Below are 26,636 nucleotides of genomic sequence, written 5' to 3' on the forward strand. Positions count from 1 at the left end.
AATACAGTGAGTTCTTTTCTTCTTCCGTGAATTCTAGGTTAATCATGTTTTTAATGAGTGCTTTGCTTCTAATTATGACTCTTAAACTATACTATTGTCCTTGAGTAAAAAATGCAAGTTGCAGCCGTGCAAAGTATATCAGAGGCAAAAGCCGATGGTCGTCCCCCGATTGCAGAGCTTTGATCGTCCTCCAATGGCCAAAAGTTGACCCCAGTTCACCTTAAGCAGTACAATAAAAACCTTGAGTGACCCCTTAAACAAAAAAAACATCATGGCACAAGGACAAGGATTCGGATTCGGTCTCGGTAAGATTAAAGAACTACAAGACGCTTTCCAAAAAGCGCAACAGGTGCAACAAGGGGCCAAAGTTCTGCAAGAAGAACTGGAAACTATGGAAATTCCTGGCCAGAGTGAGAATGGCTTGGTGACAGTCTATCTCAGTGGCAACCAAGAACCCCGGGGTATTGAAATCGACCCTTCTCTCCTCTCCCAAGATCTGGAGATTGTGGCTGGGTCTATTCTAGAAGCCATGAAAGCCGCCTATGATGCCTCCACGGAAACTATGCGCAGCAAAATGGAAGAACTGACCATGGGTTTAAATATCTCCAGTATGTAATCGCTTTTGACCGCAATGGTAAGATGGAAAGTTGGACTAACAAACAAGGAGGTTCAACTTTGCTGACTTTGGGTGTCAATATCGACCATGTGGCCACAATTCGCCAAGCGCGTCGTACCGTGGAACCGGATCCCGTGGCGGCGGCAGTTTTGGCTGAAATCGGCGGTGCTGATGGTATTACCGTTCACTTGCGCGAGGATCGTCGTCATATCCAAGATCGCGATGTGCGGATTCTCCGGCAAACGGTGCGGACTCATCTGAATCTGGAAATGGCCCCGACGGAGGAAATGATCGCCATTGCTCTCGATCTTAAACCCGATTATGTCACCCTTGTCCCCGAAAAGCGCGAGGAAGTGACCACGGAAGGGGGGATCGATATGCTGGGCAATTTTAACCGTTTTTGTCAGGTTGTCGAGCGCCTACAAGCGGCTAATATCCCCGTTAGTTGGTTTATTGATGCCGATTTTGCCCAAATTCAAGCGGCCGCTAACACGGGGGCGAAATTTATCGAACTCCACACTGGTCAATACGCCGAAGCACAACAGGAGAGCGATTGTCAAGCGGCATTAACAATTCTTAAAGAAGGTTGTGAATACGCTTCCTCTCTGGGTTTGCGGGTGAATGCTGGTCACGGTTTGACCTATTGGAATGTTTATGCCGTCGCCTGTTTGCCCAATATGGAAGAATTGAACATTGGTCACACAATTATCAGTCGTGCGGTTTTAGTCGGGTTGGAACGGGCTGTTAGGGAAATGAAATTGGCTATGCGTGGACAATTGTAAAAGCCATCAGCTATCAGCTAATCTCCCGACTAGGGAACAATTACACTGAAAAATTAAAGGAAAGATGATGACAACTTATTATTATTTGGTAGCCAGTCAAAAGTTTTTAGAAGAAGAAGCGATCGAAAAGGAAGTTTTGAAGGAAAGAATCAGGAATTACCAAGAAAAAGGTCAAGAAATTGATTTTTGGTTAATTGCCAATCCAGCTTTTTTAGATACCCCCGCTTTTGCCGATATCAAAAAGAAAACTCCCCAACCAGCAGCGGCAATTGTTTCTCTCAATCAACAGTTTATTACTTGGCTGAAATTGCGTCTAGAATACGTGATTACTGGACAGTTTGAGGCTCCTTCCGATAGTATTCCCGATCCGTTAAAATAGTCCCTTTTGGACTGGGGCAAAAAATACAGACGAGACAATCATCACCAGCTAACTTTGCCTTGCAGCTTGTTAATTTTTCCCTTACCGATTCCCGATACTCGATCCAAATCTTCTAGGGAAGTAAAGGGTTTTTCTTGCCGGGCTGCGATAATTTTTTCGGCTAATTTGCCACTGATACCGGGTAAAGTATCTAATTCTTCTTTGGTGGCGGTGTTTAAATTAATTAAGCGATCGCTTTTAACTGTTACGGATTGGGGGCAGTTTTTTCTATCCCGTTCGATCCGATTTTTAATAGTTTCCGGCAGTCCTAATTTAGCGGTACGGTAAAGATATTGAAATTCTCGATCGAAATGAGCGGCAACAGTGGGATTATCGATAATAACTAAAGCTTCATCGTTTTGGTGGTTAGCAGCTTTTGACCAATTATGAGAACCAGTGATCACAATTTTATCATCGATTAAACCGAATTTATGGTGTAATTTATCTCCCGGGGCTAGAGCGGGAACTCCTAGGGTATTAATTGGGTTTTGCCAAGGCTGATTATCTAGTTCATAACGACATTTATTACTGAGAGCAACTCCTAATAAATCTAATCCTTCGCTATAGTATCGGAAGGCAAAACTAGGATCAATTAAAGCTTTAATTTCTATGCCTTTTTGATGTCGTTGGGCGAGAATATTAGCTAAAGGCTGTTCCGTCAGGACAAACAGGGCTAAATTCACGGATTTTTCAGCTTTATTTAAAGTTTCACCGATCAGACCATTGCTAGTAATTGCCCAGGGATAAGTGATAGAATCGGGGGAAAATTTCACCGTCAGACTACTATTACCGATAGTAATTTTTTGCGGTTTTCTCTGGGGTTTATCTGACCCAAATTTAGGCCGATCTTCCCTTCCCCACATCAGATTAAATTCTTTTTGAAAAACTCTAGCTAGTGGGGGATTAGTAATTACTAATAAGTGATTGGCATTCCCGACAGTTTTGGGATTAGAAAAGTCTCCATGAATATCACTTAAGGTATAGTTAGCCGAACTGATTAAAGTAGTGTGATTATCAATAACCATGAATTTATGGTGCATTAAACCGCTCCCTTTGGAGCGATCAGCACTATCATCAATTAGGGGAATACCAGCTTTTTTGAGGATAGTAATTGCATCTCTTTGGGCGATTTCCTCTGCACTTAATTTACCATCTCGATTTAGATCAACTAAATCAAAAAGATTTTGATAACGTTCCTGTTCTCGATCGCTTAATTGTTCTTGGTTTTTGGCTAAACTATGAATAGGTTGATTGTAAATATTTTCGAGGATAACCCTAACTTTAATTCCCTGCTGCTGACGAGCAACTAAAGCTTGAGCGATGGCGGGTAAACGTAACTCTTGCACCGCTAGATCGATCGAACTTTTTGCCGAGTTAATATTATCAATAATAATCTGTTCTAAATTATCCCCTGGACGATTAATTTGGCGATAGGGATCGGTATAATTTGAACCCTGGGCCTGATTATAATTAAAATAGACTTGAATATATTGATCTTGGGGCAAGGGTTGGGGACGATTTTGGATAGCATTGAGAGAATGACAGCCACCCAAAAGAAAAACTGTTCCTAACAAAAATCCTAACTGTCTCATCGGCTGAATTTTTTTTAATCTCAATTTATCTATTGCCATTTTTGCCCATATAATTATCATTGTACTAGGATTGAGGAGGAGTCAGGAGAGAATTTTTACCTAAGGAGGTTCTCGGCAATCAGTATGTACTAAATTGATTATAAGTAGTCGGACATAAATTCTGTTGTCTATCTTAAGAAATGTAAATTGCCGCAATTCTTACTGACTACTGACTCCTTACCCCACAGTTAACTTTACTTTTGTCCAACTACTTAATCAATCCTGATTCTAGATTGAAGACGATGACTTTGTCCTTGATTGCTTAAATCGCCGACCAAAGATCTGACATCTAGTTAGTGAATTTTGTTATAATCTGGGAAACAATAGCACTGTTCTTCTAGATCTGGGTTTTACCATGACTGAACTTTTACCCCAATGCAGTAATCTGGCTGGTAATGTTAACAGTATAATTGAACTATTAAAAGGCGAATCCTCTCTCCGCAATCAACAGGATACCAGCAAGATAGAAATCGCCCTACAAAAAGCCATTTCTCCCAAATTTGAAATCGTTTTCGCTGGTGCTTTTAGTGCGGGGAAATCAATGTTAATCAATGCACTTTTAGAGCGAGAATTGCTTTATAGTGCCGAAGGACACGCAACGGGTACAGAATGTTATATTGAGTACGCAGAAGCTGATGAGGAAAGAGTGGTTTTAACCTTTCTCAGCGAAGTAGAAATTCGTACTTTAGTCGATACCGTCTGTCAAAATCTGCAATTAACCAATCCCAGTAACATTAATTCCCCGGAATACTGTAGTCAGTTAAACCAATACTGTCAAAAAATTATCGAACAGGAAGGGGGAGAAGGCAAATCCGAGCGAGCTAAACAAGCTCAGGGTTTAAAATTATTAATTGAAGGATTTACTCAAAATCGTGAGCGAATCCATACGCTGCATAATGCCACCTATTCCATGGAACAATTTCACTTTTCTAATTTAGCAGAAGCGGCCAGTTTTGCCCGTCGTGGTAGTAATAGTGCCGTCTTAAAACGTCTAGAATATTACTGTCATCATCCTCTCCTTAAAGATGGTAACGTTTTGGTAGATTTGCCCGGTATTGATGCCCCAGTCAAAAAAGATGCCGCCTTAGCCTATCGTAAAATAGAGCATCCTGATACTTCGGCAGTGGTTTGTGTTTTAAAGGCTGCTTCTGCGGGAGAATTAGCCACAGAAGAAACGGAATTACTCGAAAAAATTCGCTCTAATGCTGGTATTCGTGATCGAGTTTTTTATGTTTTTAACCGCATTGATGAAACCTGGTACGCAGCCCAACTAAAACAACGTTTAGAAAACCTGATTCAAACGCAATTTCGTGATACTTCCCGCCTCTACAAAACCAGCGGACTTTTAGGATTTTATGGGTATCAGGTGAAAAATCAAACCAATATTAATCAGCGTTATGGTTTAGATTCTATCTTTGCCGAAAGTGTCAAAAATTTAGGAGGACAAGAAGAAACACCGCAATTTGTCAGCGAGTTTAATAACTATTGTGCCAACTCCGGTAAATTACTGGCAACTCCCTTTAAAGTTTCCATCCACGGTTATGAAACTCCCAATAAAAATTATTTCCGAGTTTTAAGTGAGTGGGGAACTCCTTTACTAGAGCAGTTAATTGCTGATAGCGGTATCGCAGAATTTCGCACGGCAATTACTCGTTATCTCACCGAAGAAAAACGTCCGCAATTGTTTGCTAATTTAGCCGATGATTTACAATCTCTCTGCATTACTCTGAAAAATCATTATCAAGGGATTTATCGTGATTTAGAAAGTCAACCACGAGAAATTGAGGCGATGAAAGCTCTGGAGTTAAATCACCTCAATCAAGAGTTAAAAGAAGTGGGAGAGAAATTAACTAAACATATCGATGGTTATGTCAATGCTATCGTGGTTAATAGCGATGAAAACTTTGAGGAAGACTTTAAGAAACTGAAAGCGAGAATGGTATCAAGATTGGATGAGTTATTAAATACTTTTTCTGTCAAAAATGCTTACTCACAAGCGACTTTAACCCATCCCCGCAATGCTACAGCACCTTTATTAGCAGTATTGGTAGAAGCTTTTTATTATCTGTCTAACCAGCTAGAAGATGTGTTGATTGAGGAGTCAACAAGTTTAATTAGTCGCTTTTGTCAGCGTCTTTTAGATGCGGTAAGGCAAGGTGATTATTATCGGCAAATTTATCGTTTATTGGGTAACGATAGTGGCATAGAAAATCAGCTAAAACAGCTAGAAGATCAGTTAATTCATGCCTTAGTTTCCGAAGCGAGAACAGAGTGCGATCGCTATGTAAGAGAAAATCACAATTTTTACAACGAAGGCACTTTTTCTATCTTTCAATTTCGGCAAACTGTCCAACAAACTGCCCAAGGTTATGACTGTGAAAGTATTCTTGATGCTGAACCTGCTATTCGTCAATTACTTAAGTTAGATTTTGAGCCAAAAGTATCAGCGACAATTCAGAAAAACTTCCGTCAAACTATTAATAATACTCTGAAAAATCAATTGATACCAATGGCAAAAAAACAAGCCGATACTATTCTACAACAGTTCAATCAAGCTCGTTCTTATCTAGAACAAACCTTAGAACAGGAAGCGGCAGAAAAAATTGCGAATAATGCCCACAAACAGGAAGAAATTAACCAAAAAATTGAGAATTATAACCAAGCAATAAATTCTCTCAATACTTGTTTAACTGCTATGGGTTTACAGAAAAATCATTTACCTGTCATTGGTGAACAAGAATTAGAGATTGCCCCTGAAGTTGTTAATCACTCCAGCAATTAATATGGGGAAATTATCGGCATGAAGCACCAATTCCAGTGTGAATTGGCGTTGTCTTTGAGTAAAAAATGTAAGTTATACTGGCTCTTCGTTACTTGTTATGGTTCGATAGGGGGGCATAGATCGACTAAATCCTTATCTGGCAAGAGACTTAATTGATTAGTTCGCTCTAGATAAAAAACAATTGACAAAAATCGCTAAATGACTTTCTATATAAGGGTTCCATCCCTTATAACCCCCGTCCATTGCATAACACAAACCGAAGAGCCATAATCAATCCCGATTCTAGGCAGTAATCTGGCTGGTCATGTTAACAGTATAACTGAATTATGTCGTCCTTTGTATCTGGTAGAAGAATGTGCGGTTAGGCAGTTTTGATCATTACCCTTAATTAGGGTTTGATCAATAAATGTGAAATGTAGGCAAGGTAAGGGTTTTGTGGCTTTTCTGGCGAAACAGGTGCCAGATTTTGAGAGAATCGTGCTTCAAAACCTTGCGTCTTCATCGGCCCGCGTCCCGTAGGGGCGAAGCATTCGGGCAATAACCTATCGGTGAAACCGGAGATTTTCTATCCGAATGCTTCGCCCGTACTTTTTCAGCAGACCCTAATTAGAACTTAAAGTTTATGCTAGATTGAATTCGACCCCTAAAACCAGAATCACTATGACCCAGATAAGCTTCTATGGAGAGCAAAGATGAAGGATTATTGTATTTGATTACCAAGCCATAGTTAGGATCTTCAAATTGGTTATCAAAACCCCGAGTAGCGACGGAATAGTTACTATAATAAAATCCTAGTCTCGTACTACCAAGTTTTTGATCTTTAATAATGGGATAAGTTGCCTCAACAGAATAAAAAACTTTATCGCCAAACGAAATAGGAAAAATGATATTTAATCCTGAAGACTCGGAAAAATTAAGAGAACTAAAATAGGAAATATTCCCAAGACTAGACTTGGGAGCTGCCGCATTTAATTCTTGAGGGCTGAAGCTAAAGTTACTAAACCAAGTCAGATTCCAATTTTGTCTCACGAACTGAAAAACATTACCAAAATTGGCACTGGAAATATTCAAACGATTAGGACTACTATTCCAACTAAAATTGACAAATGGCGAATTACTAATAATTGTCTCCCATTGTTTGTTCTTATTATACCAAATGTTATTAAAATTCCACCTTAAGTTAATACTGGAAAATATTCCAACTGTTTTTTCCTGGAGATCGGAAATATTTTCATCAATTTGAGGAGAAGATTGAGGATATAAATTTGTCCAAGCTCCCAGGGATAAACTATAGCTGAAACCCTTGCTTGTACCGGAGAGTATAAACTCCAAAGCGGGTAAATACAAATAACCGATGTAGGACGTATCTTCAAATTCTCTTTGACGAAATCGACTAATTTCTATTCTGCCAAATTCTATGTCGGCGGCTTTCCCAGGACCGACAATCGGAAGAGCAGTAAAAGCCTCGGATTGTACTGCCAATTGTTGCTTGAGCAATACATCTCCCTCGCCATTTTGAATTTTTATAAAAGCAAAACTTGTACGATTCAAAGGTTCTATATTCGTAAATTCAATGGGGACATTAACACCAGTATAGGCTAAGGGTCCAAAATCATTGGGAGATATTACAGAAAAGAATAGAGGACTTTCCGGAGTCCATTCACCAATTTCTCGACTAAAAAATTGAACCGCCCTTTGATAAGTACCAGTACGCAATTGAAAAAGCAGAGAACTATTGGGAGTAACATGATCTGTGATTGTATAACTACCAGATACTTGATTTAATTGACTAACAAGGTTTGCATTCTGAAGACTATTATTTAATCTTAGGTTCATTGCTCTTCTATCAGCCGAGGTGGATTGAGTAGAAAAAGACTCGGGAGCTTGATTCTCTTCATACTTTTGTCTGGCTATGGTTAGAGCACCATTAATATCATTCGGGTTGAGTAAGTAAAATAGCCCCCCCAAAGCTAAACCCAAAGTAGCATTCACCATTTGTCTCTCATCTACATCACTCAAAAAGGGAGATACAGTTAGGGAAACGCCAGGATTAGCAAAGACATTTGTATAACTTAATTCAACTTTTTCAGGGTGATATTTTAGAAGAGTTCGATTCTGGGAATAATTGAAAATATAACGATACCAATTATGAGTTTCTGGCTCAAAAGAACGAGTCGTAATTTCGGGCGCTCGTTGACCGCCACTATACCAGATAAGAGAATTCAGGTAATGAAAATCTCGCTGCTCTTGAGTTAAAAAAGGATTGCTCATCAAAGCGACAATATCATTATTCTGCAATTGTGAACTATCAAGATTTAACGCACTAGCATAAATTCGAGACAATTGATCCTCAAATCCTTTGTCAAATTGTAAGGTTTTTACCCCGGGTAAGGAACTGAAAGACTGATTGAAGTTAAACCCCGCCGTTGTGAAAAAATCTCCTACTGTAACCCCGATTTTGGCTAAATTTTCCAGGGGAATTCTTTGCCCAATTTGCAATCTGACTTTATTGTCTAATAAACCTTGAAAGTTAATAGTAGGAAACCCTTGTAAAAATTTGGGAGCATTTTCTGCATCTAAGTTACCGAAATAAGAACCTCCCCCCTGTTCGGTAAAAGTTGAAGCTTTACGAGTGTCATCCAAACTAACAACCTCAATCTCTCCGTTAATATTAAAAACTACTTGAGGAACACCTGGCACACCTTGAGGAGAAACAACCTCAACAGCACCGCTAGTAATATTTAAGTTGTTATTATCTTTTTCAAAACCCCTAGCACTTTCAAATGCTTGAGGTAGGGCAAAGACTGTCTGAACTCCGAAAAATGGGATCGTGGAAATTGCCGTCTGTCGAGATTTTTGAGTAATAACGTTTCCCTGATAATTGATGTTGCCATGAAAGCCATTTGTTTCAATCACGACATTGTTATTATAAAGCCAATAAAATTGCTGATTATTTGGATAGTAAGAAAAATTAAAGTTTTTAAGTACAGGATCATTGAACTCTTTAAAATTTAATTGATTACCCAGGGAATATTGATCTAAATCAAAAGTAAGATTAACATAAAAATTAAGAATAGTTGGCCTATATTCGTAGGGGTTTATTGTAAGTAAGTCATTGGTATTAACAATAAAAGGATAGCGTACCGCAACACTTTCCAGAAAACTCTTGACGGCAATATCTTTAATTTTCAATTGTTCCTCAGTTAACGGGGATTGACTGGGAACTTCTTCCTCTGGTTTAATAATTTCTGGAACTGGAGGAACTGGAACAGTGGGTACATCTTTGGGAATAAAAAAATCTGAGGTTCCAGTTTGTGCTAAATTTAGTTGGCTAATTTCTTTGTATGTAACTATACCAAAAACAGGTGCGTTAATGATATTTTGATTTAATTCTAAGTCATTCAATATATCAATTATTGCCGGCGTAGCAGGAATAGTAAAGGGAGCTAACTGAGTATCTGCCGATAAAAATTCTTGAGCGGGAATCTGAGCTATCGACCTATCGCCGGAAGAATCAATCTCCAGTTTGATGGTGGTGGTGGGAATTTCCCAGGTATCAATTATTGCCGGCGTAGAAAAAGTGGTAAAGGTAGCTAAACGAGTATTTGGTAAGAAAAATTCTTGAGCGGGAATCTGAGTAATGACCTTCGGTGAGGAAGAACTAATAGTTACAGTTGCAGCCGACTCTTGATCCGTTTTGGCCTGACGGTGATATTGCCCCTGGGTAAGGAACTGACGCAAATCCGAGTCATCCTCCACTGACGGTTGATCGGACGGATTCAGAGACCCAGTTGAAGGGGAATTTGGAGAATGGGGCAGAGACTGATCCAGGGTTTGACTGTCCAACGGCATTAAATCTGACGCTTTTCCCGAGAGATTCTCCCCAGAAAAAGCTTGAGTTATCAATACCGACTCCGTGGGAGACTGCTCGGAGTGTTTAGAGATATTCTCTGAAAAGCTCGGGGAGGAGGAACCAGTAGTTACAGTCATAGCCGACTCTTGATCCGTTTTGGCCTGACGGTGATATTGCCCCTGGGTCAGGAACTCAAATAAATCTGACTCATCTTTGGCTGAAGGTTGATCAGATAGATTCAGAGACCCGGTTGAAGCGGAATTTGGAGAATGGGGCTGATCCGGTGTTTGACTGTCCACTGGCATTAAATCTGACGCTTTTCCCGAGAGATTCTCCCCGGAAAAAGCTTGAGTTACTAATAACGACTCCGTGGGAGACTGCTCGGAGTGTTTAGAGATATTCTCTGAAAAGCTCGGTGAGGAGGAACCAATAGTTACAGTCACAGCCGACCCTTGATCCGTTTCAGCCCGACGGTGATATTGTCCCCGGGTCAGGAACTCAAATAAATCTGACTCATCTTTGGCTGACGGTTGATCAGACAGATTCAGAGACCCAGCTGACGCAGAAGAAACGGTTTTTTCTGTTTCAGCGACTTGAATGGTCTCTTGACGAGATTGGGTTTCTCGGTTCGCCGATGCTGCCGCAATCGTAAGAGACACGCCCTTAACATCGAGGATTTGTTCGGACGATCGATCGAGTAAGATTTGCCCCGAATCAGAAGTCAGAGCCTGATTTTGGGCAGAACACAAAGAAGGATAAAACCATTGCAACAGTTTAGCTTCTATGGCTTGCCAGTTAACCAATGGGAGCGGGTCAAATTTGCCAAACAAAAGATCGCTTGATTGGTAGCGATGATCAACATACAGTATAATTGAACTAAAGCGTTTGACCTGCCCGTTAACCAATAACGATTCATGAGCATCATAAAATAACAAAATAAAGGGGGTTGAGCTAATAGCTAAACCCGACAAAATCACAAAAACAAAGAGGTGATTCGGAGACTCATTCGTTCGCTTTGTCATCGAGATTCAGAAAGATAAATATTTTACTCACTCCCTATCTGATAAGCAATACGGCTCACCACTACTACCAAATCATTACCGAAAAGGTTATCTAGAGGAGGGCGTGTGTTTTATGCCCCTACATAAAACACACGCCCCACATTTGTGGGCGCAGGTTCTTTGCGCCCACAATCTAATACACTGGAACGTCTCCGCCCGTGATATTCCGAAAGCCATTGGGCTTACTTACTTATCACTGGTCATCCTAGTCTAAAACCGGAGGCGTGAAATTAACAGTTAAAGTTGATGACTGAATTGTAAATGGGTTGGAAATATCGCCGAATGAATTGTTAAAACTAGAAGTTATCCCCGTCGCTGTTTGACTGGATGGAAAAACTACATTAACTGTAGATACCGTGACAAGCTCACCATTAGCTGGTGTCGGTTGTGGAATAGTAATACTTGTAGGAGTACTTGTGTTGACAACTCCGGTCGTTTCGGTTGGCGTTCCGTTGTTATTAATAACAGAAAGAAAACTACTAGGATTATCTTCGCTTCCTGTGACAGAAAAAGTAAGGGGTTTTAACACAGTAGTAGGAACACCCTTATCATCAAATGTGACATTTACTGTCGGAATTACCGGAGTAGGAGAATTGATTAGGGAAGTAGATGGGATATTATCAGTTGTTGTTACGTTTACCGTCGGAATGACCGGTTGAGATCTGAGGCTGGTGGCAGGAATATTATCAGTTGTTGTTACGTTTACCGTCGGAATGATCGGTTGAGATCTGAGGCTGGTGGCAGGAATATTATTTGTTGTTGTTGTTACGTTTACCGTCGGAATTGCTACATTTGGGGTTATTACGGGAATAACAGGAGTAGCAAGACCTGGAATAGAAATTCGGGGAATTGACTGGGCAATTACCCGATGATTAACGAGAAAAATTTGTGAAACAATAACTAAGACAGTTAGTGCTGATTCTTTGGAGTTGAGTCTGCTGAGAGTTTTCATTTTGTTAGCCTCATTTTTAATTGTTGACAAGGGAATCATGCTGTCATTTGTTTGGATTGTAAACAGCAATTAAATTTAACTGACTGTTTAGCTGGTTGGCATCGGTCACAGGAACTAATTCCTGGATATATGGGCGATAACTGTAAACCTGATAACCCTTTGCTTGGATGTATTCCATTATAGCACCATTGCTACCGTGGGCTCCAGCAATATTTTCATAGATAATATTGGGCTTAAATTCTGTCAATAAACGTTCTGCTCCCTGTAGAACTTTTATTTCATGTCCCTCGGCATCTATTTTTAACCAGTCAACCCTCGTCAGGTTTTCTGTTTCAATTAAACTATCAAGGGTTAAACATTGAATAGTTACAGTATTAGCCAAATCATAATTAGGGGAATTATCGCTGATAACTTCATTTAACTCACTGGCATTATGGAGAGATAGTTTCGCCGAACCACAATAATCACTGGCCGCCGCCTCGTAAATTTTAACCCAAGGGAGTTGATTGATACGGCTTGTTTCTTGTAAGCAGTTTACACAAGCTTTAAATGGTTCGATAGCGATGACTTTACCTGTTTCTCCCACCCTTTGAGCAGCACTAAAGGTATAAACTCCCACATTTGCCCCCACATCAATAACGGTCATATCAGGACGGATTTGGGTACGCCACAATTCCATTTCCGCTTCAAACCAATCTTTTTGGGCGAGTAAAACAGCAGTGGTAATACTTTTTAAGTTAGCTTCCACTGTCAGAATGAGATTATCATAGGGAACATAAGTAAAAGGATTTTCCGGTCTGGCTTGGGTCCAAATCCACTCTCCCACATCGGGAGAGTTGGGGTTAAAATGAGTGACCCCTTGCTGAAGCCAATATTCTGCCGCTTTTGCTTCCGGTAAGTTACGATAAGCCAAATAAAGAGCTTGTATTGAGGGTGCGTAATTGGGATTAATCTGATGGGCTTTGAGCAGGTAAAAAATACCATCCCATTTTTGCCCACAAAAACGAGCAATTCCCAGTTGTAACTGTACGATGGGAGATGTTGCAAGGGATTGAGAGATTAATTGTAGGGTATCTTGCCCAGAAGCGTTGTAAAAGTAGGGTTGAGATAGATTAAGAACTTCGGCACATAAAAATAATATTTGCTCGTAGCAGTTTTCGGCTGCTAGAATTTTCTCTAAATATTCAGCTTTGTTTAATAAAGTACGGGCGGTGGAAGGTAAATAGACAAGTCCTTTGTTTGAAGCGGTTTTCCTAAAAGCAGGATCAAGAATACCGACAAAAACAGAATAAGCTAAAACATAGGCTTTGCTGTAATCGCCTATTAGACTATAAATCAGCGCTAAATGGACGGCGGCTAAGGGATGGGCTTTTCCCTGCTCCAAAACCGCTATCGCATTGTTTAATAGTTGTTTGCGAAAGGCAATATCTTGTGTCTCTTCTGCCTCAATAAGCATAATAACTGCTACATTGTTCCATTCTCTGAGCGTAGTGGGTTGATTCCAGTTAGTATTATCAGCAAAAGCTAAAAGTTGATCACACGCTTCTGAGGTCATTTGAGGGCAATTTTTCTGCACATATTGACTGTAATAATTGAGGGGACTTTGCGTCTCTGTTTGAGAGCGCATTGCGCTTATTTGTTGATCACCAGACTCTAATGGTTGTATTTTTTCCTGTTCTAGTTTTTTCCACATCTGTTGATAAGCATTTTCTAAGGCTAGAGTTAAACCTTCTATATCTCCTAGTTGAGATTTTTGAAAACGCTCTCTTAAGCTAGTTCGTAATTGAGCGATCGCCTCTAGATCCTGGGCAAAAGTAATAGCTTTGTTAACATATTCTTCGGGACTATGAGCGATCCAATCCCCTAAGCCGATCGCCTGTAGGAGACTATTTCCCATCCGTTGAATTTTACGATCGCCAGCAAGGGTTAAAACCGGAACCCCCATCCACAAAGCATCGCAAGTGGTAGTACAACCATTGTAAGGAAAAGTATCAAGGTGAATATCGATACGATGATATAAGGCGAAATAATCCTCAGCCAATGTCGGTGAGTCAATTAATTCAACTTGTTCGAGATTAAAGCCCTGTTCTTGCAGGAATAATTCAACACTTTGTTTTTCTTCGGTATCGTCTAAATTATGATAGTGGCTTTTGAGGATGAGACGGGACTGAGGTAATGCCTGAAGGATTTTTGCCCAGAGGGATAAAAGGAAAGGATTAAGTTTAGAAAAATTGTTCAAACAACCAAAGGTAATATATTCTGAACTTAAAGCGGGCAGGGGATTGACTTCTAGGGCTTCCGGGGAAGGTTGATAAGCCACATAGCATCTGGGGAGTCGCCAAATCGTCTCGCTGGTTTTTTCTTCCGTATCTACGGGGTGTAAATGATGATCGGTAATCCAATAATCGATGGTAGGGATACCTGTCGTGGCAAAATAGCCCAAGTAGGAAGCTTGAATAGGGGCAGGTTTGCTAAAAAAGATCGGCAGACGATTATCGTCTGTATGACCAGCTAAATCAATCAAAATATCAATCTGATCCTGTTTAATTTGCTCGATTACTTCAGCATCGGTAAGTCCGAGGGTTGATCGCCAGTAATCGCAAGAAGACTTAATTTCTTCGGTTATTTCATCAACTTTGCGGATTTCTCCATAACAATAAATTTCAAATTTTTGATGATCGTGATGTTTAATAATTGGGGCAATAAACTTGCCCACGGGATGACGTTTAAAGTCAGGGGACACATAACCAATTTTGAGTTTGTGTTGGGCAGCAGACCCTTGGTTAGGGATATTTGATTGGGGGATAGTCAATTCTGCCATATTATTACTTGTATTTCCCCTGAGGATCGATAGGCCAATATTAATTACTTCTGTGAAATTATATTGAGGATTAGAACCATAATTGACGGTGAGATATTCCAGCAATTCTAAAGCATAATCAGGAAAGTACAATATGTCCGCGATACAAGCCTGTTTTAATAGTTTTTCCGGGGATACAGAGCTAGGTTGACTAAGTAAATCTTGAAAGTAAAAGGCATCAGACCACAACAGTTGTCCCGAAAGATACTGAGGAATACCCGCTTTAATCTCAACAGGAAAAGATTTTTTGGAAATACAATGTAATCCTTTAAAACCTTGAAGAAAAAAACCTTGCTGCCGTAAATGATTATCTACGTCAGCAAAAAGCGGTTGATTTTTATAGATAGGGGCAAATTCAACTTCGGTTTGAATAGCCAAGGTGCTGTTTTTGATGATCTGTTGCGCCCCTTGAAAAATGTTTAATTCTGCCCCTTGTACATCTACTTGCAGAAAATCAATGGTATCAATTAATTCACTAGCACAAAAACTATCCAGAGTGGTTGTTTCTATTTCTGATACATAGTCTAGGGTAAGAAATTCGGGGAGAAAATTGGGAAAACGAGATACATAGCTGTGATTTGGTTCATAAAGAGAACTACACATTTTCTCTTTAGTAACATATAGTTGGGATTTGCCTTGAATGTTACTAAGGGCGATGGGAATATGTTTTTCTTGATGCCTGATATTTCTTTCCTTTAAATTCTGATTCATGCGCTTACATTCATCAGCATCGGCCTCAAATCCATAGATAGTTAAGTTAGGGGCAAAAATTCCCCACGATTGACTACTATAATCATCGGCCCCGGATAATTTTCGAGAACCTATCTGGGCGATGGTAATATGAATGTTATCTAAAAAATGTTGAGCTTTTAGCGTTTGTAAGAAGATAGTCATGGTAGTAAATTTAATGATTATAGAAACAACTGTAACTATTGACAATATTTAAGTTTGGATTTTGTTGCGATACCAACGAGAAGAAGCATCGTAAATTTCCTCGGAACTAACTTCTTTAATACCACTCAGCGCAAAAAGAAGTGCTGTATGGGCTAATTTATTTGCGGGATCACAGCGGAGGGACTGACGAAAACAATCAACCGCTTTCTTCTCATCAGGTTGACAGCTATAAACCACTCCCAGATTGTAATAGGCCATCGCATAGTCGGGATATAACTCGATCGCTTTTTCAAAACAACTTTTTGCCTTGGTTAACAATTTTTGCTGCTTATAACTGATTCCTAAGTGTAAATAAGCGATCGCATCTTGGGGTTTGGCTTGAATAATTTTTTGGAAGCAACTGACTGCTTTATCAAACTTTTTCTGTTCGTAGAGAACGACTCCCAAGTTATAGCGCAATTCTAAGTTATCGGGTTGCAGCAGCAAGGCACAACGGTAGTATTTTTCTGCTTTGGCATAGTTTTCTTGGCGATCATACAGTTGCGCCAGGGATTTATAAACCTCCACATTAGTGGAATCTAACTGCACACTATGAGAATAACAAGCGATGGCTTTTTCTGTCTCTTCTAACTGTTCATAGACCAAGCCGAGATTATAAAAAGCGCTAGGATAATCAGGCTGAGATTGAATCGCTTGTTGATAATAACTAATCGCCTCCTCTAATTGTCCTTGTTGTGCGGCTAAAAAGCCCAGATTATGATAGGACTTGGCATAGGTGGGATCTACTTTTATCGCTTGGAGATAGAAGTTTTTGGCTGACTCCAATTCTCCCGTAAGGGTTTTTTCCCTTCCAAGTTGGTGATAATATGCCGCACTGTTCTCCTCTGGGACCACGGGAAGGGGAGGAGAATTAACCTTATTTTGTTCCTCTAAATAAATTTGCCACATTTGTCGATAAGCCTCCTCCATCGCCGCTGCCATTCCTTTGGCATCTAACAATTCCGATTGAGCTAGGCGATCGCGCATCGTAGCTCGTAAATTGGCTAAATAGACAGTATCTTGAGCAAATTGTACCGCCTTCTGCACATAATCTTCGGGAGTATCCGCAATCCACTCGTCTAAACCCACTGCTTTTAAGAGGGTGACACTCAAACGCTCCATATTACGTCCCCCGGCTAAAGTCAGGGTGGGAACTCCCATCCACAGGGCCTCGCAGGTGGTAGTACACCCCCCATAGGGAAACGGATCAAGATGAATGTCCACATTATTGTAGGACGAAAAATGTGCTTGATCGTCTAGGAACTTGCCCTGAATAAACAGTCGATCAGCACTGATTCCCCGTTGGGTAAAGTCATTGATGATGTTCTCTTGAACCCTAGGATCAACCCCCGCCTGATGAATTGCTTTTAGGAAAAGACGGGAGTTAGGAACGGCTTTCAGTATTTGGCACCAAACATCAAGGGTTTCAGGGGTTAATTTTCTGGTGTTGTTAAAAGAACCGAAGGTAATTAAACCCGTTTTTTCAAAAGGTAGGGGCGAAACCGCTGGGGTGTCGAGATAGTTGTCATAGGTTAGATAACAACGGGGTAAACGCCAAATTGTCTCACTGGTTAATTCGGGAGTATCTAAAGGATGTAAGTTCTCATCGGTAATCCAATAATCAATGGTGGGTAAACCCGTGGTGGCAAAATAACCTAAATAGGTTGCTTGAATGGGGGCGGGTTTTATTCCTAGCACTTTGAGGCGATTCCCCGTCGTGTGACCGGCTAAATCTACCAAAATATCGATTTGATCTGCTTGGATTAACGCCGCTACTTCTAGATCCGATAAACCCACAGTACAGCGCCAGTGATCGCAGGTCGCTTGGATTTTTTCAGTAATCTGATCTCCTTTTTCCACTTCGGCGTAGGCAAATATTTCAAACTGATCGTGATGATGATTTTCTAGTAAAGGTTTAATAAAAAAACTACAGGAGTGACGACGAAAATCAGGAGAAATATAGCCGATACGCAAGTGGCGATCGGGGTCTGGTTGTCTCCAGTGGCGTTTGAGGGTAGGAAGGCTCTGTTTAACAACGTGGTAGATATACCAGAGATAGGAACTATCGAGAATCTCTTGGGGAGAAACAATCGTCAATGCGCCAAAACACCACAACAAAAATGAGTGGTTAACAGAATCATGCGGCTCTAATTGCATGATTTTATGACTATAATCGACCGCATTGGCTATCTTACCGAGTTTTTCAGCACAGGAGGCTAAACTTTTCAGGGCCGAAAGATTGTCACTGTCTATGGTTAAGACTTTTTGATAATAGGCGATCGCCTCGTGAATATAACCAATTTTTTCTAAAACCATGCCACAATTTTGTAGCGCGGGAATGTAATTAGGGTCAAGGGTTAAGACTTGGCGATAATAGGCGATCGCCTCGGGTAGTTTGTCCTGTTGTTGAAAGATGAGAGCCAGATTAAATAAGGGTTCAATGGCCGAAGGTTCAAACTCCAACGCCATCTCATAACAGTTTTGCGCCTGAAGTAATTTTCCCCGTCGCTCCCATTGATTACCCGTATTAATTAAATAGGCAACAAAATCCGACAATAACTCCCATTCCTTCGCCGTTAAAAGACTTTTTGCTTTTGCTAATTCTCCTTGATCCTGCCAAAATTTAGCTAGTTGAAACTTGATACTAGGATGATTGGGGTCAAGATTTAAAACCTGAGTCAAGCATTCGCCTATTTCCAGGGTGATTGCTTGCTTTTTCTCTTCTTCGAGGTTTTCTCTCTGGTTAATTAATTGCTGTTTGAGATTTAAGCCTAAACGATAGTAGGCTTTAGCGTATTGAGGATTCAACCTAATCCCTTGACGATAATAGTCGATCGCCGATTGCCATTGTTGTTGTTTTTCATTGACAACCCCCAAATTGTAATAGGATTGGTAACGCTCAGGCTCTAACTCGATCGCCTTGAGATACCAAGACTGAGCCAAAGCAAAATGACCCTGCTGGGTGAATTGATTGCCCAGATAGTGGGCGATTTCCGCACCTTGATTCCCTAAACCGCAATCGGCAAAGGAATCGATCAAAGAATTTTTTATTGCTTGATAAACTAGCTCCCGCTGATCGGGTAATATTTTCCAAACGTCTTTTTGTAGGGTTGCTAATAAATCCAGCCAAGTTTGCCAATTTATTTCTTTAACCAAATTTAAAAATATTTCCCTGAAGGTTTCGCCAGTTTCATCTCCGCCGAATAGCAGCAAGGGTTTAAAGAGACAGTGGACTAATAACTGCTCTTCTTTGGTGAAATATTCCTGCCAAGGCGCAGACTCGGTTGGAAAATCTAATAAATTCTCGATCGGATAATCTTGGCTATTAAACCTTAACCCAACGGACTGGGCTAGAGCCTCTATCTGCCCTAGGGGTGTTTGCCTGATGTCCTTTTCTTTTAACCAAATAACTCGATGGGCTAAGGGCAGCCAAATATGGGGCTGACATTGCAACTGTTTGGCCACGGCTTGGGTAACGGTCTCTTGACTACCCGTGATGGCGTTGCCCAAGGACTGACGCGGATCCGCGTGGCTATAGACCACTAACGCCCCCTCCCGTTGAATCTCCTGAAGGGCATCTTGCCCCAATACCTCAAACTGCAATAAAAGGGGGATAGCTTCTCCCTGCCGTAACCTTAAATAACGGTCAAGAGACACCGCATCTGGAAATACCCCCGCCTGAAAATCGAGGCCCGATTGAGTGTACAGTTCACCCAATACTCGGTAACTCCAAGCGGTTTGATAGTAGGGAATACGATTACAGAATATGATCATTACAACGACTGCATCCGCAGAGCTAGAAAGATTCAGGTTATTGGCAACCACTCAGAAGACGTTTGGGGAGTGACATCAGTAAAAAATTCTCCCCCTACCCTTCGGCTTTGCCCAGGGTAACAATTCCCTCACTGAAGCGCCGACTTTAAAAAGGGGACTTGTTGCTAATCTAAGACGGAAGTAACAGCAGTCCAAGCCCGGACGATACCAGACACATCCCCAAATGGACCCTTGCCAGAAGCTGCCGATATAGCGGCGGCAGTGGCACGCTCAACTGAACCCTGACCTGCGTTTGACCCGTTAACGGCACTAAGCGTTGCAGACTCAATAGCAACAACAGTTTGAGCATTAATATTCTGGGTAGCGTAACTCACTGTTACCGTAACCGTACCAGTAAATACATAGTCAGCAGCAGGCAAAACCTGCTCAACGGCAAAGCTATTGGTGGCTGCAGTGTTGCCATCGGTGAGAATGCTAGTGGTGGCACCGGACACTCGGGATTGGGATGCTGTACCGATAAATTGGGCTTGGGCGCTTTCGCCAACGGACAATACACCCGCAGCGGCAAGACCACCGGCTAGAATAGCTCCTCTGGCGATTCCTTGGTAATTAGAGGCCTTCATTGTTTGTCTCCTTTGTTAAGGGGCCAATGATTTTGAGGTCATGAGGCAGACTATTGCTCAGTTCGTCGTCTCGATAAGCTGTTGACTATCTCAATTACTCGTTAAGATTGCGGGGGAGCGGGCTTCGTCCGTGAGCTTAACCGAAAGGGAGCGGGGAGAGGCAGTTTGAGCATTTGTACCAAAATTTCCGATAGCGCAGTTTAAATTCAGTACAGCTTACCCGCGTTTTCTTGGTATGGATCGTTACAGACTCGACCGTCATCAGCTATAGATAACTGCGGTTGGCCACTGTCAAGGTTTACCACCCAGAACTCTTGGCTCTGTCAATCACCTATTGGACTTATCCCTTGCGATTGATCGATTAAAAAGAGGCCACCCAGGGCAATCCTGGGGGGCAACTGCACCACTTTTCTACCAGCGAAAAAAAACAGCAAGAGTTAATTCGGGTAGTATGTGGCTACAAAGTGGTATTTTTCACCCGGGTTGAGACGGGTTACCCACTTCAACTAATCTAAGACGGAAGTACCAGCAGTCCAAGCCCGGACGATACCAGACACATCTCCAAACTGACTTAGGCCAGAAGCTGCCGATATAGCGGCGGCAGTGGCACGCTCAACTGAACCCTGACCTGCGTTTGACCCGTTAACGGCACTAAGCACTGCAGACCCAATAGCAACGACGGTTTGGTCATTAATATTCTGGGTAGCATAACTCAGCGTTACAGTGACCGCACCAGTAAATACATAATCGGCAGAAGGCAATACTTGCTCAACGGCAAAGCTATTGGTAGCAGCAGCGTTACCATCGGTGAGAATGCTAGTGACGGCGGCGGACACTCGGGATTGGGATGCTGTACCGATAAATTGGGCTTGGGCGCTTTCGCCAACGGACAATACACCAGCTGCGGCGAGACCACCAGCTAGAATAGCGGCTTTGGCGATTTCTTGGTAGTTAGAAGCTTTCATCGTTTGTTTCCTTCCTTAGAGGGGTTATATGGTTCTGAGGCCATGAGGCGGCTTACGGTTTGGTTCGTCGTCTCAATGCCCTCGTTTTTTTGGTATGGATTGTTACGTATCCAACCCCCATCATTGTATATTACTACGGTTGGCTACTGTCAAGATCAACTACACAAAACTTTAGTTCTGTCAGTGATCTATTGGACGTATCTTTTGTGATTGATGAATTAGACGCAACCTGGGGTACTTCCGTGTTTAGTTATACCATTTTTCTAATTTTCTAGTAAGGAAAAAAACAGCAAGAGTTGATTCGGGTAATCGATCGAAGTCTTGTTATTCTTATAACTGGTAGGTTTCGAGATTTTTCTAGGCTCGCAGCTTAACCCGATCGACCGATAACCGATAGAGGGGTGCAGAATGGAAGAATGGTTAGATTTTATCGATGAAGTGGTCACTGTTAATGGCAAAGGTGAGAAAATTAAACGGGAAAAAGTCACTAATCGAGGTTATAAATATTTTTTAAGCAAAAAAACCTTTTTAGAAATGATTTCTATCCCTAGCGGTCAATACCTCATCGGTGCGCCCAAAAGCGAGTTAGGCTGGAAATTGAGTCAAAGTCCCCAATCTCTGGTTAATATTCAGGCTTTTTGTCTAAGTCGCTACCCAATCACCCAACGACAATGGCGCGAGGTGGCAAAATTAGAACCAGTAAATATTGAACTTAATCCCTATCCGGCCCATTTTGAAGGTTATGATCGCCCCGTAGAACAAATTAACTGGTGGGAAGCGGTAGAATTTTGCGATCGCCTATCCCGTCTCACGGGACTGAATTATCGTTTACCCGCAGAAAAAGAATGGGAATACGCTTGTCGGGGAGGTACATCCACCCCTTTTCACTTCGGCCCGACAATTTCCACGGATTTAGCCAACTATTCCGGGGTGGACTGGGATTATGGCGGCAAAGTGTGCAGTTCTGGTCGTTATGGGGAAGGTTCCCTAGGATGCGATCGCAGGGAAACCACACCGGTAGGAATGTTTGCCGTCGCTAACCCTTTCGGACTCTACGATTTGCACGGAAATGTCAGGGAATGGTGTGCAGATTACTGGCGCGATAACTACGAAGCAGCCACAATAGAAGATAGGGACAGACGAGTTTTACGCGGGGGTTCCTGGAATGATGGCCCTAACAAATGTCGCTCGGCCTACCGAGTCAAATTTCTCGCTACTGCTGGACTCTATGATATCGGTTTTCGTGTGGTTAGCGATAATTCTCCTTAAATCTGAAAACCGATCACTGATTACTGGTGACAGGGAGGTGAAAAAATTGAAAATAGAACTACCCCAGCAAATAATCAGCGAATTTTGTCAGAAATGGCAGATATCTGAAATGTGTTTATTCGGATCGGTTTTGCGGGAAGATTTTCGTCCAGATAGCGATATTGATATACTGGTCAGTTTCCAAGATAGTGTTTCTTGGGGACTTCTGGAGTTTTCGAGGATGAAACGGGAATTAGAGAATTTATTGGGACGGAAAGTTGATTTGCTAACGAAAAAATCGATCGAGCAGAGTCATAATTGGATTCGTCAACGAGAGATTTTAGAGACAGCGCAAGTGATTTATGTGGCGGGATAAGGCTTTTTTACTAGATATTGTCCGAGCCGGTCAATTAGCTCAACAATTTGCCGAGCAGCTGGCAAAATTTGCAGGTGTTTGTCAGAAAATTTTTAAAAATGTACCGCTCCTCGATCGAGAGTTAGAATTGATTTTAGAGAAAATAAAGGTGATTTAACCAAATGATTGCTAACTTTGACCATAACTATCTTTCCCCGGAAGATTATTTAGCAACGGAGAGAATAGCTAAAGATAAACACGAATATATTCGCGGTCAAACCTACGCCATGGCTGGTGCAAGTAAAGCCCACGGTATGATTATTATCAACTTAGCCACACTTTTAAAAAACCGGCTGCGGGGTAGTGGTTGTCTTGTCTATGCCACAGCTATGAAAGTTCGTCTAGAAATAGCTAATAGTTATTTTTATCCCGATCTTGTGGTCACTTGCGACTCGCGAGATAATCAGTCTTTCTCGGAAGATTTTATCCGTTATCCGCGCTTGATTGTAGAAGTATTATCCCCCACTACTGCTGCTTTTGACCGGGGCGATAAATTTGCCGACTATCGTTCCCTTGAAACTTTAGAAGAATACGTTCTTATCAGTCAAGAACGCATCAGTGTGGATTGTTTTCGTCGCAATGATGAAGGATTCTGGGTTCTTTATCCCTACAGCAAAGGAGCAGATATTTATCTAGCTAGTATCGATTTTCACTGTGCGATCGAATCTTTATATGAAGATATAACAGAAATCTGTTAAAAAATCAGATAAGTTTTTTTCTATGTACTATTTACTTTTTACTTGATTAATGCTTGTCATCCTCTCCGCTATTATTCCAGTGGGTTTTATCATCCTCATCGGTGTGATAGCAGGAAAAGTTCTCACTGTTGAAGTGCATTCCCTTTCCCAAATCACGGTGTATATTCTTGCTCCCGCTTTGGTGATTGATGGACTCTATCGCACCACTTTATCCGGCAGCAATATCGGTTTAATTCTCCTAGGCTTTGCTCTTATCTCACTGGTAATGGCGATTGTCGTCGAAATTATGGCCTATTGTCTCAGTCTCGATGCCGATACCCGCAAAAGCCTCATGGCTGCCGCTGTGATGCCCAATAACGGTAATATGGGTTTACCGGTGGCTAGTTTTGCCCTGGGTGCGGCCGGACTGGAAAGAGCGATAATCTATATGATTGGTTCTAGTATTCTGTTATTTGGTATTAGTCCCGCTTATTTGCGAGGAAAAAGCTTTCTTTCAGGATTTCGCCTAGTTTTTCGCTTGCCCTTAATCTGGTCAATTTTTATCGGCATTAGCTTTCAAACTTTCTCTTTTCATCTTCCCCTGCAATTAGATAAAAGTATTAGCTATCTGGGACAAGCGGCAATTCCTTTGGCTTTAATTATCCTAGGTATTCAATTATCTCAGCAAAAATTAGCGATCGGTAAATTAGAATTATTAGGGGCCGGTTTGCGTCTTTTAGTCGCGCCTCTTTTGGCATTTGCGATCGGCAATAGTTTAGGATTAACTGGTATGGATCTAAAAATTCTTATCCTACAGAGTGCCATGCCCACCGCCGTTAATACCGTCATTTTAGTCACAGAATTCGGTGGTTCAGCCGCTTTAATGGCCCGCACAGTTGTGGTCACTACCCTTGCTAGTTTTCTGACTATTCCTTTCTTTCTTTGGTTATTAAAAGTCTATTTATAGCAGTTATCTTAATGGTGAGGTGCGAAGTTTTCGTTTTGGGGAGCCAGTCGTCAGTTATCAGTATTCAGGGGGTGCATCTCATTTTGGTAAATCTACTAATTTGGGATTTTTAAGGGGAAACTTTCTCCTAAAATTGGGCATTACTTTCGGTTTTATCACTCAATCCAAGCTTTTGGGGGGTTCTACCCCCCAAACCCCCCGCGCATTAGGTTAACTGTGAGATGCTTACACGCGATTGTTCATATTTTTGTACTAATTTAAGAGTCACTGATAATTGCTGATTGTTGGTATTTCTGCAAGTGTGGGATGCACCCTTATTCAGGAGATTATTTTATTTATTCTCCCCTCTCCCCAATTCCCCACTTCCCCACTTCCCCACTTCCCCACTTCCCCACTTCCCCACTTCCCCACTTCCCCACTTCCCCAATTCCCCACTTCCCACACCCCACACCCTACACCCCACACCCCTCTCCCCAATTCATAATTCATAATTTAACCTTTGACTCACCCCGGCAATGGCAGCCAAGAGAAGCCAAACAATAGTATTAATCTTGACATCGGAGAGGGTGACATCGACGAGATTAAATAAAACGCAAGCACCAAAGGCCACCAGATAGGTAAAGATAATTAACTCCCCCCCGGCTTTTTGTTGCCGTAGAAAGATAAATAAACGCACCCCTTGGGCATAAATCCAACCCACCCAAACAGACAACAAAATTAAGCCAATAATTCCCGTTTCTGCCATTAACATCAAATATAAATTATGGGGATGACCTAACCATAATCCCTGACTTTTTTCGTAAAGAGGTGTAAAACTGCGTAATCCCCAACCGAATAGGGGTCTTTCTTGGGTCATTTCTAGAGTAAAACGCCATTGAGTTGATCTGAGAGTAGCTAGAGGGCGATTGGGGAACATTTCATCGGATAATCGCGCCCAAATCGCCCTAGGAACCCAAAAACGCAGACTATCCCTGAAAGGATTTGGTCCCCAAGAAGCAAGGGAAATCATCCCTCCCAAGAGGACAAAACCAGCGACTAAGGCATTCCAACCCAGATAAAGGGCAAAAATTAGGCAACCTAAAAAGGCTAAGGCCCAAGCATTGCGAGAATTGCTTAAAAATAGCCCTACACTGTCGATAAATATGGTTAAAGTTAAAAACCCGACTTTGAGATTTAAAAGGTTATTTCTTTGTCTGTGCCACTGCCGCCAAGTTAGAATTAATAAACCGATCGCTAAAATCAGAGTTATTAATAAATAAGCCCCCAAAAGATTAGCATACATAAAAACCGAAGACATCCGCCCGTCCGGTTCACCCCCCACCCCATAGGGCCAGGTAAAAATCCCTTTTAATGCTTCCGGTTTTTGCCAACCGAGAAAAATTTGTCCCCATCCCATCACCACTACCCAAACCGACGGAATAACCATCACCCAAGCTAGTTGACGCAATTGAGAGGGTTTTTTAATTAATTGCCGAATATTGCTAAAAAAGAAGAAAAAAGGCAGAAAATTTCCTAAACCAATCCAAGCATCCCCCGGAGTTGGGGAAAGACTGGCACTAATCATTAACCAAAGAGTGACGATACCGAGACCTTGATTGAGACGTGACTGGATAATTGCCCGAAAATTGCCGGTAAAAACCCTAATTAAGACGATAATAATGCCGATACCCGCCAACTCCGGCAGGACCATGGCAATAAAAACTGAAAAAAGTATTAAATTCCACTCCCACCCTTGACAAAAAATCTTTTTCATCGGAAATTTTGGGTCTGAAACCCCGCCGTTCTAGGTTAGCTTTACGTTAGAATTAAAAGGCCAGTCTCGAAAACCAAGTGGACGGCGCAGCACCTTGAAAACTCGGCTTAGGGGGTTCCGACCAGAAAAGCTTGGCCGGGTAAAAAGTCGCGCGCAACAAGTACAAGAAGCTATAGGCGGTCAACGTACCGTGGGACACACGGAATCGGGCTTCTGAAATGGGGCGAAAGTCTGTGGACTCTGTGTAAGACAGTACATGGTTTTTTAACTGTGGTATGCGACGGTGGTGGAAGCAGAAACTTAAATCGTGAGGTTTAGGAATCGCC

The 26,636-nt window shown here is 41.7% G+C and carries 17 protein-coding genes; 9 read left to right on the forward strand and 8 right to left on the reverse strand.

Going from position 1 to position 26,636, the window contains the following annotated elements; translation table 11 throughout:
• Positions 1-271: 271 nt before the first annotated feature.
• From O9323_RS14145 to O9323_RS14155, 3 genes are all read left to right on the forward strand, one after another.
• Entirely contained in the window at positions 272-616 is a 345-nt protein-coding gene (locus O9323_RS14145; RefSeq protein WP_002733791.1) for a YbaB/EbfC family nucleoid-associated protein, read from the forward strand.
• Between the two features lie 59 nt (positions 617-675).
• Complete coding sequence (locus O9323_RS14150; RefSeq protein ID WP_211569805.1) at positions 676-1,398, forward strand: pyridoxine 5'-phosphate synthase; 723 nt, start codon at positions 676-678, stop codon at positions 1,396-1,398.
• A 67-nt stretch (positions 1,399-1,465) separates the two neighbouring features.
• A complete protein-coding gene (locus O9323_RS14155; protein WP_002734125.1) occupies positions 1,466-1,777 on the forward strand; it encodes an MgPME-cyclase complex family protein in 312 nt (103 codons plus the stop codon).
• Positions 1,778-1,818: 41 nt separating this feature from the next.
• Here the strand turns inward: O9323_RS14155 and O9323_RS14160 are convergent, their stop codons facing one another.
• Complete coding sequence (locus tag O9323_RS14160) at positions 1,819-3,447, reverse strand: DUF655 domain-containing protein (RefSeq protein WP_288125300.1); 1,629 nt, start codon at positions 3,445-3,447, stop codon at positions 1,819-1,821.
• Between the two features lie 355 nt (positions 3,448-3,802).
• Here O9323_RS14160 and O9323_RS14165 point away from each other — a divergent pair, with 355 nt between their 5' ends.
• Positions 3,803-6,229 (forward strand): dynamin family protein, encoded by a 2,427-nt coding sequence (locus tag O9323_RS14165; protein ID WP_002740487.1) that lies wholly within the window; start codon positions 3,803-3,805, stop codon positions 6,227-6,229.
• Between the two features lie 606 nt (positions 6,230-6,835).
• On the opposite strand, the gene O9323_RS14170 is transcribed toward O9323_RS14165, so the two are convergent.
• The 6 genes from O9323_RS14170 to O9323_RS14195 all read right to left on the reverse strand — a co-directional run bounded on the left by O9323_RS14170 (position 6,836) and on the right by O9323_RS14195 (position 21,250).
• Positions 6,836-11,104 carry a hypothetical protein gene (locus O9323_RS14170; RefSeq protein WP_288125301.1) on the reverse strand — a complete coding sequence of 1,423 codons (4,269 nt, stop codon included), beginning with the start codon at positions 11,102-11,104 and terminating at the stop codon, positions 6,836-6,838.
• 244 nt (positions 11,105-11,348) lie between these two features.
• On the reverse strand, positions 11,349-12,134 hold the full coding sequence (locus O9323_RS14175) for a hypothetical protein (protein WP_288125302.1): 786 nt from the start codon (positions 12,132-12,134) through the stop codon (positions 11,349-11,351).
• A gap of 4 nt (positions 12,135-12,138) precedes the next feature.
• The gene (locus O9323_RS14180) at positions 12,139-15,849 is read right to left on the reverse strand and encodes an FkbM family methyltransferase (RefSeq protein ID WP_288125303.1); all 3,711 of its coding nucleotides are present in this window, start codon (positions 15,847-15,849) and stop codon (positions 12,139-12,141) included.
• 48 nt (positions 15,850-15,897) lie between these two features.
• Positions 15,898-19,662: a tetratricopeptide repeat protein gene (locus O9323_RS14185; protein ID WP_288125304.1), complete on the reverse strand. Its 3,765-nt coding sequence runs from the start codon at positions 19,660-19,662 to the stop codon at positions 15,898-15,900.
• Positions 19,663-19,826: 164 nt separating this feature from the next.
• Positions 19,827-20,285 carry a hypothetical protein gene (locus tag O9323_RS14190; protein WP_130758221.1) on the reverse strand — a complete coding sequence of 153 codons (459 nt, stop codon included), beginning with the start codon at positions 20,283-20,285 and terminating at the stop codon, positions 19,827-19,829.
• Between the two features lie 506 nt (positions 20,286-20,791).
• The gene (locus O9323_RS14195; protein WP_288125305.1) at positions 20,792-21,250 is read right to left on the reverse strand and encodes a hypothetical protein; all 459 of its coding nucleotides are present in this window, start codon (positions 21,248-21,250) and stop codon (positions 20,792-20,794) included.
• A gap of 408 nt (positions 21,251-21,658) precedes the next feature.
• On the opposite strand from O9323_RS14195, the gene O9323_RS14200 reads away from it, so the two are divergent.
• The 5 genes from O9323_RS14200 to O9323_RS14220 are packed head-to-tail and all read left to right on the forward strand — an operon-like array spanning position 21,659 to position 24,557.
• Positions 21,659-22,519 (forward strand): formylglycine-generating enzyme family protein, encoded by an 861-nt coding sequence (locus tag O9323_RS14200; protein ID WP_149106674.1) that lies wholly within the window; start codon positions 21,659-21,661, stop codon positions 22,517-22,519.
• A gap of 46 nt (positions 22,520-22,565) precedes the next feature.
• A complete protein-coding gene (locus O9323_RS14205) occupies positions 22,566-22,874 on the forward strand; it encodes a nucleotidyltransferase family protein (RefSeq protein ID WP_024970637.1) in 309 nt (102 codons plus the stop codon).
• On the forward strand, positions 22,861-23,031 hold the full coding sequence (locus tag O9323_RS14210; RefSeq protein ID WP_154663919.1) for a hypothetical protein: 171 nt from the start codon (positions 22,861-22,863) through the stop codon (positions 23,029-23,031). Before O9323_RS14205 ends, O9323_RS14210 begins: the two co-directional genes overlap by 14 nt.
• Before the next feature lie 4 nt (positions 23,032-23,035).
• Positions 23,036-23,611, forward strand: coding sequence for a Uma2 family endonuclease (locus O9323_RS14215; protein WP_004158198.1), 576 nt, complete (start codon positions 23,036-23,038; stop codon positions 23,609-23,611).
• A 49-nt stretch (positions 23,612-23,660) separates the two neighbouring features.
• Positions 23,661-24,557: an AEC family transporter gene (locus tag O9323_RS14220; RefSeq protein ID WP_004158197.1), complete on the forward strand. Its 897-nt coding sequence runs from the start codon at positions 23,661-23,663 to the stop codon at positions 24,555-24,557.
• A gap of 478 nt (positions 24,558-25,035) precedes the next feature.
• On the opposite strand, the gene O9323_RS14225 is transcribed toward O9323_RS14220, so the two are convergent.
• Positions 25,036-26,310, reverse strand: coding sequence for an O-antigen ligase family protein (locus O9323_RS14225; RefSeq protein WP_288125306.1), 1,275 nt, complete (start codon positions 26,308-26,310; stop codon positions 25,036-25,038).
• Between the last annotated feature and the right edge of the window lie 326 nt (positions 26,311-26,636).

Source organism: Microcystis sp. LE19-131.1A (assembly GCF_027532015.1).
Lineage (GTDB): Bacteria > Cyanobacteriota > Cyanobacteriia > Cyanobacteriales > Microcystaceae > Microcystis > Microcystis ichthyoblabe_A.